Genomic DNA, 14,946 nt, shown 5'->3' with positions numbered 1-14,946 from the left:
CTATTTGGGCCTCATTATGAGGCTTGGAGGTGTCTACGAAACCAGGGGCGATTCAGAAGTCCTTCTGACCGGGCCTGAAAGCTCCCTTCCAAGCAACCTATCTCAGTTCTGGCTTGAGGAGCTCCAGAGTCATCTGGAGAGGTATTTCGACGGTTTGAACTCGGATTCAGATGCAGAAGAGAAGGATCTCGACATCTCTCTCCCACTCGCAGCGATCATCCACATCTTGTTCGCGAAGAATGGTGGGGAGGAGATATCCGAGAGCTCTGAAAAGCTGTACGAGTATTTCCAAGACTACCGGCTCGAACTGGCCCTTGAAGAGATCACGCGAAAGACTCATGTGGCTGCCGAGGCTGCAACCATTGAGACCATCTTCACCAACCGAGATGTCCTGGTGGAACAAGGCCCCCTTCTTCAATAGGTACCTCCACCGATGCCATCGCCGGCGGGCACGCTCCGAGGCATTGATGGAATGCATTTTGACGGCTGCCGAGATCAGCGAATGAAAGAAATTGCTGCGCCGATGTTCGATCTAATCGCTTTGTCGCTTCCACGAGGGTTGGGGTTTGGGGACAGCCCGCCAGTAGGGGCATGGCTTAGTGAGGACGGAATTTCTTGTGCCGCTCTAACCCGAAATATCCATTCCGGCAGCTTCGGAATTGTCACCTTGCGGCGTCGTGTCGATAGCGTGTGGGTGCTCCTCAGCCATAGTGAGCGCACCACTGGCGAGTCTGAAGCCCGCGCCTCAATCAGCCATTTTCTCTATACCCAAGCCCATCCGCTTCCACTCCCTTCAGGTGAACGACGACGTGCTCCTCTAAGCAGAATGGGTAAGCGCACACCAAGCGTGGTGTTCAAATCACTATTTGATCCAAGCCGCCGTATTGGGGCGTGGGCGCTGAATCAACTGTATCTCGCACTGCCATCCCCAGACAGAAATTGGGTTCCCGATTGCCAGACTGAGAATTTTCACACCCGCCTCTGGGAAGCCCACCTATTAGCGATTTTTCGTGAACAGGGACTCTTGGTCACCCAGCCTAAAGAATCACCCGATTTTCACATCGAGAATAGGCTGGGAGATGAGGCCTGGGTTGAAGCAGTGACAGCCAACCCGGAAGAGCGGTATGAGCATTTTGGCGCCTCGCCGGTCCCCCCCACCCGCTGACCGACATGAGCGTTTCTTAGGAGCGGCTGCAGAAAGGTTTGCGAGGACCATCCAAAACAAATTGGACAAGCGTTACGAATCCCTACCGCACGTGGAGGGTAAGCCGCTCATTCTGGCCTTAGCCGATTTCCATGCGCCCAGTTCAATGCTGTGGAGCAGGGAGTCGCTCATCAGCTATCTCTATGGCTTTGCAGTTCACTCATCTGCGCATCGTGGTACGCACCTGATAACTGTGGAGGAAGAGACATCTCTGCTATCAGGGCGCCCCAACGGCCTATTTACGCTAATGGAAAATGCCCATCTTTCAGCGGTCATTTTCACCAATGCCTGCACAGTGCCAAAGCTCAGCCGAGTGCCGATCTCAGGTGGAGCTCATCTAGACGGGTACCGATACTTGCGGTTTGGTGAGTTTTTCGACCGTTCTCCGGGAGCATCACGAGGTATCCCATTTCTGTTGGATGTAGCGTCCAGCGACTACGGTCAGCTCTGGCCGCAATATGGCTACGAGCCGTGGTCTGCTGAAGTGGAGGTATTCCATAACCCTATGGCACTATACCCGGTGCCTAATGAGTTGATACCAGAAGTCACCCACTGGAGAGAAGTAAACGGAAGAGTCGAGTGCGAATCTTTCTTTGATGTATCCATACTCCGATCCAGAACACTCGTCCTCAGTGCAAACGCTAAGGTTCCGTCACTCGATGAGTTGCTGACAGCAGCCAGTCCTCCAGAGCTCTGACGGCGGCGGGGTGGCCGCATCGTTGCCACGCAGGTAGATGAGAATTTCTCAGCAAGCTACCCAGCCAGGGGAAGGACATGAGATCCCCTGCGCAATTCAGGACCGTTGAAGCGTCACCTCTCTTCGGGTAAAAGCATGACCGTCATACAACGCTACAACAGCGTCATACCCGAGAGCATAGGAAGAAAAATGTCGATCCAAGGACTAAAACGATACTTTGGAAACAAGATTCACGCAGTGATAATGATGGCCCCGCTTAAGCGGGAAATGATACGCCTCGGCATATGCACCCTTATGGCGATTATTCTGAATATCATCTTGTATACCGGCGTTGAAGTAGACGGCACCATCAAGCCGTGGGCAGAAACCCCGATAAAACTGTTTGCATCGTCGATGTTATTCGCCTTCATGATCAAGGCTTTTCTGCCAGTTCTCGGCTGGACGATACTGAAAGCAATGCTGTTGAGTGCGAACAATGCCTTCAGCGGCATACTGAGTTTTTTGGGCAATCAGTTCACAGGCGTCATGTACTGTACCGGAATTATTATGGGTTCTATCACGATTAAATTGTATATGGTTTCCGGGGTTTTAGACTCTGAGTTTGCTTATCTGTCCGCAATCGTATTTGCTTCCGGGGTTTTATATTTCTATGTGCTGCAATGCGCCATTCAAAAAACAATGAGTCCGGCCCTGCGTACACCAGCAGTACCGCGTTAAACCACTAGGCTGTGACTATTCATCTCTGGTGCTCAGTAGGCGCTCGCTCTGCTGAACCCTCACCCATACACAACCATTAATGGACTGGCCCGCCTTCGACTTTATGAAGAAGGCGAGCGAGCACGTGACTGATTGCGCATGTATTCCGAGATGAGACTTTCGAAATTGATGTCCGCCTCCTCAACGAGAATATTGACGTGACAGTACAGCTCTTCAGGACCTCTGAGATAATTGAAAATCCTTGATCTAACGATGCCGCAAACCCCTTCTTTGACCGCCGTAGAGGGGAGGTTGATAACATCGCCAACGCACGGGATAAGAGCTAGGCCATGGTCGCTGTTGAAGACAATGTCAGCTGGACAGGCATCAATGCTGGCATCGGATTGTCCTTGCGAAACCTGCTGATAATCAATGCTATACCTCATGTACAGCCTACCTCATTTGTTGAGTGAGGAATCAGCGCCGCGGATCGTAAACAGAAACCTCAAGTTCGCAAGCGACGGGAGCATGTAGCGGATTTTCGGTACTAGAGAGCTTGGCAACTATCGTTTTTCAAGCACATACCCTACGCCCCGAAGCGTATGTATCAGTTTGGTCTCGAAAGGGTCATCTATCTTGGCTCTGAGTCTTCGAATCGACACCTCTACAACGTTTGTGTCGCAGTCAAAATTCATATCCCAAACCTGCGAAATAATTTGGGTGCGGCTCAGCACCACACCGGTATTACGCATCAGGTAATGCAGTAACGCGAATTCTTTCGTGGTCAGGTCAATGCGCTGACCGTCCCTGAATGCCCTGTGCCGGCTCTGATCAAGCTCCAGGTCAGCGACGCGAATGACCTCTACGGATGCAGGGTGATCTGACCTGCGCATCAAGGCGCGAACCCGGGCCAGCAGCTCAGGGAACTCAAATGGCTTGATCAGGTAGTCATCTGCTCCGTTCTCCAGCCCCCGGACCTTATCCGCCAGCCGGCTTCTCGCCGTCAGCATCATGATACGGGAAGGGCAGTTTTTACGACGCAACAACTCAAGGACCTGCCAACCGTCCATCTCTGGCAGATTTATATCCAGGATAATCAGCTCATATTCGTGCTGCTTAGCCAAGAATAATCCATCTGACCCGGTGTGGACGCAATCTACGACATAGCCACATTCCGTCAGACCTTGACGCACATACTCCGCAGTTTTTACTTCATCCTCAATTACCAGAATTCGCATGGGATTTTGTCTCGATATCACTGAGCAATTAACCGCGCACGCGCGCCGGCATTATTGAAAGGGATGGTAAATCAAAATGAGCGTGCCGGGGCTCAAATGACGGATTTGTAATTTCTAGGTAATACAGTTGATAGTCTGGCGGTATATCTTGTCGCGGTTTGGGTTTGACAGTTGCGGGCCCTCTCTCCAGCAGGTGATTTGACCTTATGAAGTATTGGGTTATTTTCTTCTTTGTGCTGGCTTCGTTCCGCTCAGATGACGGCGAGGTCGCTCACATTGAAGAGACTGGTCATTGGTGTAGTCATGAACTTCACCGGCATGCGATGCGTACAATCGAACGCCTACTTGAATTTTAGGCAAAAAAAGGCGCCCAATGGGCGCCAAATATCCACCTTTTACCAAAGGAGCACTTAAGCCACTCAAGGTGAATTCGTAATGCTCGTTTTACTAATAGGACCAGTTAATGAATAACTGGTCCAGTTAGCGAATTACAGAATCGAAAGCGGGTACTCAATGATCACACGGGTTTCATCCAGATCCGATTCGAATGCAGTGGCACGTGTGGTTGCCTGGCGCAACCGGAAGGACAGATCTTTTGCTGGACCGGTTTGGACAACGTATTTGACTTCGACGTCACGCTCCCAACGCTTCTGATTGTCGAGCGGGTTGCCGTTGTCATCAGTGCGCATGTAGAACTGGTTAGCGTTCGAGTAATCCGCGCCCGAGCCTCTGGCGTAGCGGGTCATGAACGTCAGGCCTGGAATGCCGTAGCTGGTGAAGTTCAGGTCATAGCGCAGCATCCAGGAACGCTCTTTCGGCGAGTTGAAGTCGCTGTACTGGATGGAGTTGTCGACGAAAATCGAGTCCGACTGACGCAGGTAGTCAAAATCGTCGTCGCCGTTGTTGCGCTGGTGCGACAGGGCTAGGGTATGGGCACCGTAACGCACGCCGACCTTGGCACTCCAGATGTTGTTGTCGAATTCACCCAGGCGCTTCTTACCTTCATCTACGGCTTTGTAGTAGTTGAAGCCACCGATCAGCGCCAGATCGTCGCTCAGCGGGTAAACCACGCTGGTGCCGGCGTAGTACTGATTCCAGACGTCTTTCAGCTGGCTGGCGTAGACGCTCACAGTCCAGTTGTCGTTGATCGAGTAGTCACCGCCACCGTAACCGATCCATGGCGAGTTGACCGGGCCGCCGTAGAACGTCACGAAGTTGTCGTTCAGGTTGCTTGAGACCGGCTGGCTCATCGCATGCAGACGACCACCCTGCAGGGTGAGGCCTTGGATGCTGGTGTTCTCAACGGTCACGCCGCGGAAGCTTTCTGGCAGCAGGCGAGAGTCGCCGGATGCAACGACCGGAGTCGATGGGAAAACATCACCTACTTTCACGATGGTATCGAACAAGCGGACTTTGGCTGCGCCGCCGACCTTGGTGTATTCGTCGCGAGCTTCGCCCTTGTTATCAACGGGTAGCACGTCGAAGGAGCTACGGCCGCCGTTGCGCCCATCACCGGTGTCGAGCTTGAGGCCGATCATGGCGAAGGCATCAACGCCAAAGCCAACGGTTCCCTGGGTAAACCCAGAGTTGAATTTGCTGATGATCGCGTGCGCCCAGGCTTCGGAGTAGCCGTTGGTGTTGCCCTTGCCACTGTTATAAGTGGGGGCAGTGCTGTCGCGGTTATCACGGTTGAAGTAGAAGTTACGGTTCAGCACTGTAAGGCTGCTGCCTTCAATGAAGCCTTCTGGCTTGTCTTCTGCCTGTGCCGAAATAGCATAGCTTCCAGACAGCGCAGAAACTGCCGCCAAATACAGTGGTACTTTGATTTTCATCCGATGCTCCTTTGATTCACGGCAGTTTTTATTATGTTTACCGGCGCGGGTGTCGTTAATTGTTCTGACCAGGCGGCGCGCCTAGCGTAGCGCGAGCTCATATTTGCAGGCCGAAGATAACGGGGGGGTGATAGGAAAATTACAATTTCGTCATCTACCTGTTGTTCGGGCCTTCGCACCGCGTGTTTGCCATCTCCGTTGCTTGTAACGAAATCATCGTGTCGGGTTTGGTTTCCCAGTATTTTCGGGCATTACAGGACATTCTTACGGAATTGTAATTTTCTAGCCACCCCTCTGATAGCTACCGCTCATTAGAGTGCCATCACCTAATCAAGTGGGGCTTGGCAGCTGTTTCGGCGTTCTCGCCAAGCTTTATCGAAGTTTGTGCACGAGGACCATCAAAGTGCCCCGGTATAACCGCAATGTCTTACCCAAGACCCCCGTCTCGCCCTGGAAGATCGCTGCACTCTGTGCAGTCATCTCTGGGTTGATGGCGCCTGCAGCCCTTGCCCAAAGCATCAGCTTGCCCCAGGCGCTTTCGACGGCCATGGATGCCAACCCAGACCTGGCCGCGGCCAGGCAAGAAATTGGGATCGCTGATGGTGCTCGCAAGCAGGCCGGGCTTATCCCCAACCCCACAATCTCGTATGACGTGGAAGACACCCGTCGTAACACCAGCCAGACGACTGTCTCTCTCAGCCAGACCCTTGAGCTGGGCGGTAAGCGGGGGGCTCGTGTTGACGTCGCCACATACGGGCAGACCGCCGCACAGCTTGAGTTAGACCGTCGCGTTAACGGCCTGCGTGCAGATGTCGTCCAAGCCTTTTACGCCGCGTTGCGGGCCCAGACAGGTCTCGACCTGGCCAAGCAATCTCTCGAACTGACTGAGCGCGGTCTTCGCATCGTCGATGGCCGTGTTCGCGCAGGTAAGTCGTCCCCAGTGGAGGCGACCCGCGCTCAAGTGCAACTGGCCGAAGCCCAGCTGCAAGTTCGACGTGCAGAAACGGAAAAAGCGACCGCTTACCAACAGCTCGCTCAAATTACCGGGAGCTCAGTCACCGTGTTTGATCGACTCGAATCGCCAACCCTCTCCCCGGGCTTGCCACCTCGCACTGAAGATCTGCTGGCTAAGCTCGACCAAACAGCAGAAATGCGTCAGGCCGTGGTGCAGATAGACAAGAGCGATGCCTCGCTCGGCTCAGAGAAAGCTCAGCGTATCCCGAACCTTACTGTCAGTGTAGGTAGCCAGTACGACCGCTCTGTGCGCGAGCGGGTCAACACTGTGGGCCTGTCTATGCCTTTGCCGCTGTTCGATCGTAACCAGGGCAACATTCTTTCCGCTTCTCGTCGTGCAGATCAGGCCCGGGACCAGCGCAATGCTGTTGAGCTGCGCCTGCGCACCGAAACCCAAACCGCGTTGAACCAATGGTCCACCGCCATGCAGGAGGTCGAGTCCTACGACAAGACCATTCTGCCTTCAGCCCAACAAGCCGTAGAGACCGCAACCCGCGGCTTCGAGATGGGCAAATTCGGTTTCATCGAAGTGCTGGATGCCCAGCGCACCTTGATCGTCGCTCGTGGCCAATACCTCGAATCGTTGGCAGCGGCGACCAATGCGCGTGCGCAGGTGGAAAGGGTTTATGGCGAAGTCGGCTCAACCGCCGGCACTCGCTGAACGGGCCAAACATTTTCTTCGGCACACAGCCTTGAACAAGCCGGTGCCTACGATCAGCAGGAGTAGCAATGGATAACAAACGCAAGATCGCCCTCGCGGTAGCCGCTGTGGCAGCCCTCGGATTTGGCAGCCTTGCCTGGAACAACAGTTCCGGACAGCAGGCCGCCAGTACTGCCGAGCATGGCGCTAACGATGGCCATGGCGACGAAAAGAAAGCCGCATCTGCCGCCAAAGAGGAAGGTGATGAGGGCCATGGTGAAGAAGGCCACAGCGAAGAGGGCGGTGAAGAAGAGGGCAAGCTGACGCTCAGCGCTGAACAGATCAAGGCCGCTGGTGTTGCCCTGGAAGCTGCAGCGCCTCGTGACCTCGGTACCGTCGTGAGCTTCCCTGGCGAAATTCGCTTCGACGAAGATCGTACTGCCCACGTGGTTCCTCGTGTTCCTGGCGTTGTTGAGGCTGTCCAGGCCAACCTGGGCGAGACGGTCAAGAAAGGGCAAGTCCTCGCGGTAATCGCCAGCCAGCAGATCTCTGACCTGCGCAGCGAACAACAGGCCGCACAGCGTCGCGTCGAACTGGCGCGTGTGACCTTCGAACGTGAGAAGCAACTGTGGCAGGACAAGATCTCTGCAGAGCAAGACTACCTCCAAGCACGCCAAGCGCTGCAAGAAGCGGAGATCTCCTTGGCCAACGCCAAGCAGAAGGTCGGCGCAATCGGTGCCTCGGTTAACTCCGTTGGCGGTAATCGTTACGAGCTCCGCGCTCCCTTCGACGCCGTGGTAGTGGAGAAACACCTGACCGTCGGCGAAGTCGTCAGCGAGGCGACCAACGCCTTCATCCTTTCCGACCTGAATCAGGTCTGGGCGACCTTCGCAGTTCCGCCGACAGATCTGGGCAAGGTCACGACTGGCCGTGCAGTGAAAGTCTCTTCGCCTGACATGAACGTCGAGGTCGAAGGGAAGGTGGGTTATGTCGGCAGCCTGCTGGGCGAGCAAAACCGTGCAGCTACTGTCCGCGTCACCTTGACCAACCCCAACGGCGCCTGGCGTCCAGGCCTGTTCGTAAACATTGCGGTCACCTCCCAGACCGATCGAGTTGCCGTAGCGGTCCCTGAGCACGCTGTGCAGACCGTTGAAGACAAACCTTCGGTATTCGTACGCACCCCAGATGGCTTTGACACCCGCCCGGTAAAACTGGGTCGCCGCGACAATGGGTACGTGGAAATCATCGACGGTATTGAAGCCGGCGCCCAGGTAGCAACCAGTGGCAGCTTCACACTCAAGTCCGAGCTCGGCAAAGCTTCTGCCGAACACGGTCACTGATGCGAACTGACAGGATGATTTCTCATGTTTGAACGTATCATCAGATTCGCCATCGAGCAGCGCATCGTAGTAATGATCGCCGTTCTGATCATGGCGGGTATCGGTATCTACAGCTATCAAAAGCTGCCCATCGATGCGGTACCCGATATCACCAACGTCCAGGTGCAGATCAACACTGCAGCGCCTGGTTACTCGCCCTTGGAAACCGAACAACGGATCACGTTTCCAGTTGAAACGGCCATGGCCGGTCTCCCGGGCCTTCAGCAGACCCGTTCCCTGTCTCGCTCTGGCCTGTCTCAGGTCACCGTGATCTTCAAGGATGGCACTGACATCTTCTTTGCCCGCCAGTTGATCAACGAGCGGCTGCAGGTTGCGAAGGAACAGCTGCCAGAAGGTGTAGAGGCCGTCATGGGTCCGGTATCTACCGGCCTCGGCGAGATCTTCCTGTGGACTGTTGAAGCCGAAGATGGCGCGGTCAAAGAGGACGGTACGCCGTACACCCCGACCGACCTGCGCGTGATCCAGGACTGGATCATCAAGCCTCAGCTGCGTAACGTCCCGGGTGTGGCCGAGATCAATACCATCGGCGGTTATGCCAAGCAGTTCCTGGTTGCGCCGGATCCAAAGCGCCTGGCTACCTACAAGCTGACACTCAATGACCTGGTCGCAGCGTTGGAAAGTAACAACGCCAACGTCGGTGCCGGCTACATCGAGCGTAATGGTGAACAGTTGCTCATCCGTGCACCGGGTCAGGTAGGCAATATCGAAGACATCGCCAACATCGTGATCACCAGTGTGGATGGTGCACCGATTCGCATCAGCAGCGTTGCTGACGTCAGCATCGGTAAAGAGCTCCGTACAGGTGCTGCTACTGAGAACGGCCGCGAAGTCGTGCTCGGTACCGTGTTCATGCTGATTGGTGAAAACAGCCGCACCGTATCTCAAGCTGTCGCCGCCAAATTGGCGGACATCAACCGCACCCTGCCAAAGGGCGTGGTGGCTGTGACTGTTTACGACCGTACCAACCTGGTTGAAAAAGCCATCGCGACGGTGAAGAAGAACCTGGTGGAAGGCGCGATCCTGGTTATCGCCATTCTGTTCCTGTTCCTCGGCAACATCCGTGCGGCTCTGATCACCGCGATGGTGATTCCGCTGTCCATGCTGTTCACCTTCACAGGCATGTTCAACAACAAGGTCAGTGCCAACTTAATGAGTTTGGGGGCACTCGACTTCGGCATCATCGTCGACGGTGCCGTGGTTATTGTAGAAAACGCGATCCGTCGACTGGCTCATGCGCAACATAAGCATGGCCGCATGCTCACCAAAACCGAACGCTTCCACGAGGTCTTTGCCGCGGCGCGAGAAGCTCGCCGGCCGCTGATCTTCGGTCAGCTGATCATCATGGTGGTGTACCTGCCGATCTTCGCCCTCACCGGCGTCGAAGGCAAAATGTTCCACCCGATGGCCTTCACCGTTGTGATGGCGCTGCTGGGTGCAATGGTCCTGTCCGTTACCTTTGTTCCTGCAGCTATTGCCATGTTCGTCACTGGCAAGGTGAAGGAAGAGGAAGGCGTGGTCATGCGCACAGCTCGACTGCGCTATGAACCGGTTCTGCAATGGGTGCTGGGACATCGGAACATCGCTTTCTCGGCCGCAGTAGCCTTGGTCGTGCTCAGTGGTTTGCTGGCAAGTCGTATGGGTAGCGAGTTCATCCCAAGCCTCAGTGAGGGTGACTTTGCGATGCAGGCCATGCGTGTGCCTGGAACGAGCCTCACTCAATCTGTCGAGATGCAGCAGCGTCTGGAGAAAGCGGTGATTGCGCAGGTGCCTGAAGTTGAGCGGATGTTCGCACGCTCGGGTACCGCAGAAATTGCATCTGACCCGATGCCGCCGAACGCCTCTGACGCCTACATCATGCTCAAGCCTCAGGATCAGTGGCCTAACCCGAAGAAGCCTCGTGATGAGCTGATTGCTGAAGTGCAGAAGGCCGCAGCGGGTGTTCCAGGAAGCAACTACGAGTTGTCGCAGCCAATCCAACTGCGTTTCAACGAGCTGATTTCGGGCGTGCGTAGTGACGTCGCTGTGAAAGTCTTCGGCGATGACATGGACGTGCTCAACAACACCGCCAACAAGATCGCGGCAGCGCTCAAAGCGGTCCCGGGCTCATCGGAAGTGAAAGTTGAGCAGACATCCGGCCTGCCGGTGCTGACCATCAACATTGACCGCGAAAAAGCAGCACGCTACGGCCTGAACATCGCGGATGTTCAGAACTCGATCGCTATCGCCGTGGGTGGCCGTCAGGCCGGCACGCTGTATGAGGGCGACCGTCGGTTCGACATGGTAGTACGCCTACCAGAGACCGTTCGCACCGACGTAGCGGGTATGTCCAGCTTGCTGATCCCGGTACCTGCCAATGCGGCACAGGGTGCCAATCAGATCGGCTTCATCCCGCTGTCCCAGGTCGCCAATCTGGACCTGCAACTGGGCCCGAACCAAATCAGCCGCGAGAACGGCAAACGTCTGGTTATCGTCAGCGCCAACGTTCGAGGCCGCGATCTGGGGTCCTTCGTTGAGGAGGCGACCGCATCGCTGGACAAGAAGGTGCAAATCCCTGCGGGCTACTGGACGACTTGGGGGGGCCAGTTCGAGCAGCTGCAGTCGGCTGCCAAACGCCTGCAGATCGTTGTTCCAGTCGCCTTGCTGCTGGTCATGACCTTGTTGTTCCTGATGTTCAACAACCTGAAGGACGGCATGCTGGTCTTCACCGGTATTCCATTCGCACTCACCGGTGGTGTTGTGGCGTTGTGGCTGCGGGACATCCCACTGTCGATCTCGGCAGGTGTCGGCTTCATTGCACTGTCCGGCGTTGCAGTACTGAACGGCCTGGTGATGATTGCCTTCATCCGCGGGCTAAGGGAGGAGGGACGAACGCTCAGACAGGCAGTCGATGAAGGTGCATTGACCCGTCTGCGACCTGTTCTGATGACAGCCTTGGTAGCGTCCCTGGGCTTCATCCCGATGGCTTTGGCCACCGGCACCGGTGCCGAAGTTCAGCGGCCATTGGCGACGGTGGTGATTGGCGGGATCCTGTCCTCCACCGCACTGACCTTGCTGGTACTGCCTGCCCTGTATCACTGGGCACACCGCAAGGATGAAGACGGCGACGAGGCCGAAGTGGTTAGCTAACAGCCTCCGCTAAAGAGAAGCCCACAACACGTGTTGTGGGCTTTTTTGTTTAAAGTGAAGTAGATGCACTTACCTTTCAAAATTGTAAGTTTCTCGTCATGCCGGTGATGCCTATGCATTGCTAAGGTTACGCCCGAGAAGTTTTGAAATTGAGAGGGTTTTATGAAAAAGCTAATTATCGCTGCTGCACTTGTTGTTTTCTCGGTGGCTTCGCAGGCCAACACTTTCTCCGAGAGCAAGCAGCTTCAATACACCAAGGAACACCAGACCGCAGTGGCCAAGTACGCGGAGAAAAATGGCAAGCCAATGCCAGAGATTCAGGATTACAAATATGGCATGAAGATAGACGTTGCGAAATTCGTACGTCAGTCGCAGGACCCCCGTACCTGCCAGGTCTATCCACGGTTGATGACCTTCGAGGACTCCCAGGGCACGCTCAAGACTGTTCGTTACTCGATGTATTCGCAATGCATCAACAACAAGTAGTAAACGATTTGAACAGAACAATTAGAGAATTCATAAATGCCAGGCAGTGCCTGGCATTTTTTATTACGCCCGATACCCCATAGCTTCGAAATGTTAACGCCTGGGCTCGGGCAAACCGTGCAATAGATCTTAGCCAACCAACAGAGACGGCTCCCCAACTGCAGAGGGCAATTGGAAGCCTTGACCCCAGAAGGGACGAGTTATGAAGAGTTTGCTTGAACGCCCTGATGACCAAGCCGGGCATGAAGGTCATAGCCATGAGCATGGCGGCATTTTTGGAATGAACACAGAGCTGATTTTCGCGCTGATCTGTGGTGCTCTCCTGGGTGCCGGAGCTCTCGCAGGAAAACTTGGCCTGATTGATCGTCTGCCTCTGATTCTGTACGTGTCGGCCTACGTGTTCGGTGGATGGTTCACCACTAAGGAAGCGGTTACCAACATCCGTCAGAAACGCTTCGAGATCGACTCGCTGATGCTTCTCGCCGCAGTCGGTGCCGCGAGCATCGGCGCCTGGGCGGAGGGGGCTCTGCTGCTGTTCCTGTTCAGTCTGGGGCATTCCCTTGAAAGCTACGCGATGGGGCGGGCCAAGAAAGCGATTGAGGCACTGTCCAAGCTCGCACCAGCCACCGCGATCGTACGCAGAGCAAATGGCACGGTGGAGATGCCCGTGGAGCTGCTGGTTCCCGGTGACGTTGTCATCGTGCGCCCCAATGACCGCCTGCCGGCCGATGGTTTTGTAGTCGTAGGCTCCTCAAGTATCAACCAGGCGCCAGTAACCGGTGAGAGCGTCCCCGTGGACAAGCAACCTGTTCCTGATGCCGAACTCGCACGCAGCAAGCCAGATGCAGTGGATGCAGCCTCGAAAGTCTTCGCCGGTACCATCAATGGCGAAACGCTCATCGAGGTTGAGGTAACACGGCGCTCTACGGAGAGTACCTTGGCGCGGGTCATCAAGATGGTCAGTGAAGCCGAAGTCAGGAAGTCACCGACCCAGCGATTCACGGACCGCTTCCAACGCATATTCGTCCCGTTGGTTTTACTGCTGGTAGTCGGGCTGCTATTTGCCGGCATTTTCCTTGACGAGCCGTTCCGTGACTCGTTCTACCGGGCGATGGCCGTACTGGTTGCAGCCAGCCCCTGCGCGCTCGCGATCGCTACACCAAGCGCCATTCTCTCTGGCATCGCCAGGGCAGCCCGAGGTGGCGTGCTGATCAAGGGCGGTGCGCCACTTGAAGAGCTTGGATCATTGAATGCCATGGCATTCGACAAGACCGGTACCCTGACCGAAGGGCGCCCACGTATCACCGATGTAATACCCATAGGCGGCACGCAGATCGAGGATCTGCTAAACGTCGCCATCGCTGTGGAGTCGATGAGCGACCATCCGCTGGCTGCGGCAATTGTGCGTGACGGTGAAGAGATGATTGGCACACGGCGCCGATTCCAAGCCAAGAACATGAGCAACATGATTGGCCGCGGCGTGCGTGCTGAGCTTGATGGGCAGTTCGTCTGGATTGGCAAGGTCGAGATGTTCGGTACCAATGGTATTCCCGCACTCAGCAAGGCAGCCCTGGAGGCTGCGGAGCGTCTACGTCAGTCAGGCCGTACCACCATGGTGGTACGGCGTGCTGACAAGGATCTGGGCGCTATCGGGCTATTGGACACACCCCGGGAGGGGGCCAAAGAGGCACTCCAGAAGCTTAGAGAGATGGGCATCGAACGCATGGTCATGATTTCTGGAGACCACAACCGCGTTGCAGAGGCTGTAGCCAAACAAGTTGGCTTAGATGAAGCGTGGGGAGACCTGATGCCGGAAGACAAGGTCAAGGCCATCAAAAACCTGCGCCTTAGCGCCAAGGTGGCCATGGTGGGTGACGGCGTCAATGATGCCCCTGCCATGGCCAGTTCGAGCGTTGGTATCGCAATGGGGGCTGCTGGATCTGATGTTGCCCTGGAAACGGCTGATATCGCGCTTATGGCTGACGACATCAGGCAACTCCCATTTGCGGTGGGGCTGAGCCGTCACACGCGATCGATCATCCACCAGAATCTGTTCGTCAGCTTGGGGATTGTGGCCATCCTGGTTCCGTCCACCATCATGGGCTTGAGCATTGGTGCCGCTGTTGCGATCCATGAGGGCTCCACACTGTTGGTCGTCTTCAACGCCTTGCGCCTGTTGGCCTACCGCAGAAGCACCTGATCCCTGAGCTTCAATCATGAAGCTAAGCAGGGAAATGACCTGAAGTAGAAGTACGGGTCGTGCGCGATCAGCGCACGACCCGTACTTTTCTCTCACTCGTCGATCCCGATGCGCTTGAGGCTTTCAAGGGCCTTTCCGCACTCAGGTGAGCCATGCCGTAAGCCGCAGGCCAATGCAGCTTTGAGGCTCATGACACCGGCTACGAAACCGACTTGATTGCCGACTCCGTGTCCGTCCGCAAATCCCTGATCATACGCAATCTCGACAAGCGCATTGATCGCCGCCAGGGTGTCCTGTTTGTTTTTACTCTTTTGCATATCTACTCCGCGAGCATTCAGCTCATATCGCTCGGTTAGGTGGCGGCGCCTTCAGGTTTGGGGTGAGCGAATCCCGCTCCCATAGCCAATCCCTAA

Annotated in this window: 12 protein-coding genes; 8 read left to right on the top strand and 4 right to left on the bottom strand. The window is 55.5% G+C overall.

The window, feature by feature from the left end; translation table 11 throughout:
- The 3 genes from MJ643_RS26700 to MJ643_RS26690 form a co-directional block, all read left to right on the top strand.
- The coding region (locus MJ643_RS26700; RefSeq protein ID WP_247727112.1) for a hypothetical protein at positions 1 to 421 on the top strand (421 nt) is incomplete at its 5' end.
- Positions 422 to 502: 81 nt separating this feature from the next.
- Complete coding sequence (locus MJ643_RS26695) at positions 503 to 1,165, top strand: hypothetical protein (RefSeq protein WP_226342902.1); 663 nt, start codon at positions 503 to 505, stop codon at positions 1,163 to 1,165.
- Between the two features lie 925 nt (positions 1,166 to 2,090).
- A complete protein-coding gene (locus tag MJ643_RS26690) occupies positions 2,091 to 2,618 on the top strand; it encodes a hypothetical protein (protein WP_012269855.1) in 528 nt (175 codons plus the stop codon).
- 101 nt (positions 2,619 to 2,719) lie between these two features.
- Here the strand turns inward: MJ643_RS26690 and MJ643_RS26685 are convergent, their stop codons facing one another.
- From MJ643_RS26685 to MJ643_RS26675, 3 genes are all read right to left on the bottom strand, one after another.
- Positions 2,720 to 3,043, bottom strand: a complete 324-nt coding sequence (locus tag MJ643_RS26685; RefSeq protein ID WP_010951457.1) for a hypothetical protein — start codon at positions 3,041 to 3,043, stop codon at positions 2,720 to 2,722.
- 117 nt (positions 3,044 to 3,160) lie between these two features.
- Complete coding sequence (locus tag MJ643_RS26680; RefSeq protein ID WP_003253420.1) at positions 3,161 to 3,835, bottom strand: heavy metal response regulator transcription factor; 675 nt, start codon at positions 3,833 to 3,835, stop codon at positions 3,161 to 3,163.
- 488 nt (positions 3,836 to 4,323) lie between these two features.
- Positions 4,324 to 5,667, bottom strand: coding sequence for an OprD family porin (locus MJ643_RS26675; RefSeq protein WP_003253422.1), 1,344 nt, complete (start codon positions 5,665 to 5,667; stop codon positions 4,324 to 4,326).
- A gap of 403 nt (positions 5,668 to 6,070) precedes the next feature.
- Here MJ643_RS26675 and MJ643_RS26670 point away from each other — a divergent pair, with 403 nt between their 5' ends.
- The 5 genes from MJ643_RS26670 to MJ643_RS26650 all read left to right on the top strand — a co-directional run bounded on the left by MJ643_RS26670 (position 6,071) and on the right by MJ643_RS26650 (position 14,533).
- Complete coding sequence (locus MJ643_RS26670) at positions 6,071 to 7,342, top strand: TolC family protein (protein ID WP_010951456.1); 1,272 nt, start codon at positions 6,071 to 6,073, stop codon at positions 7,340 to 7,342.
- A 68-nt stretch (positions 7,343 to 7,410) separates the two neighbouring features.
- Positions 7,411 to 8,661, top strand: coding sequence for an efflux RND transporter periplasmic adaptor subunit (locus tag MJ643_RS26665; RefSeq protein ID WP_010951455.1), 1,251 nt, complete (start codon positions 7,411 to 7,413; stop codon positions 8,659 to 8,661).
- A gap of 24 nt (positions 8,662 to 8,685) precedes the next feature.
- Positions 8,686 to 11,847 (top strand): CusA/CzcA family heavy metal efflux RND transporter, encoded by a 3,162-nt coding sequence (locus MJ643_RS26660; protein WP_010951454.1) that lies wholly within the window; start codon positions 8,686 to 8,688, stop codon positions 11,845 to 11,847.
- Between the two features lie 162 nt (positions 11,848 to 12,009).
- Complete coding sequence (locus MJ643_RS26655) at positions 12,010 to 12,333, top strand: DUF2790 domain-containing protein (RefSeq protein WP_003253432.1); 324 nt, start codon at positions 12,010 to 12,012, stop codon at positions 12,331 to 12,333.
- Positions 12,334 to 12,535: 202 nt separating this feature from the next.
- Positions 12,536 to 14,533, top strand: a complete 1,998-nt coding sequence (locus MJ643_RS26650) for a heavy metal translocating P-type ATPase (RefSeq protein WP_010951452.1) — start codon at positions 12,536 to 12,538, stop codon at positions 14,531 to 14,533.
- 92 nt (positions 14,534 to 14,625) lie between these two features.
- Here the strand turns inward: MJ643_RS26650 and MJ643_RS26645 are convergent, their stop codons facing one another.
- Positions 14,626 to 14,850, bottom strand: coding sequence for a hypothetical protein (locus MJ643_RS26645; protein ID WP_010951451.1), 225 nt, complete (start codon positions 14,848 to 14,850; stop codon positions 14,626 to 14,628).
- Positions 14,851 to 14,946 lie beyond the last annotated feature (96 nt).

The organism is Pseudomonas sp. PNPG3, from assembly GCF_023093815.1.
GTDB classification, from domain to species: domain Bacteria; phylum Pseudomonadota; class Gammaproteobacteria; order Pseudomonadales; family Pseudomonadaceae; genus Aquipseudomonas; species Aquipseudomonas asiatica.
The sequence above is the reverse complement of the archived record's forward strand: the minus strand, read 5'-3'. Positions and strand labels throughout refer to the sequence as shown.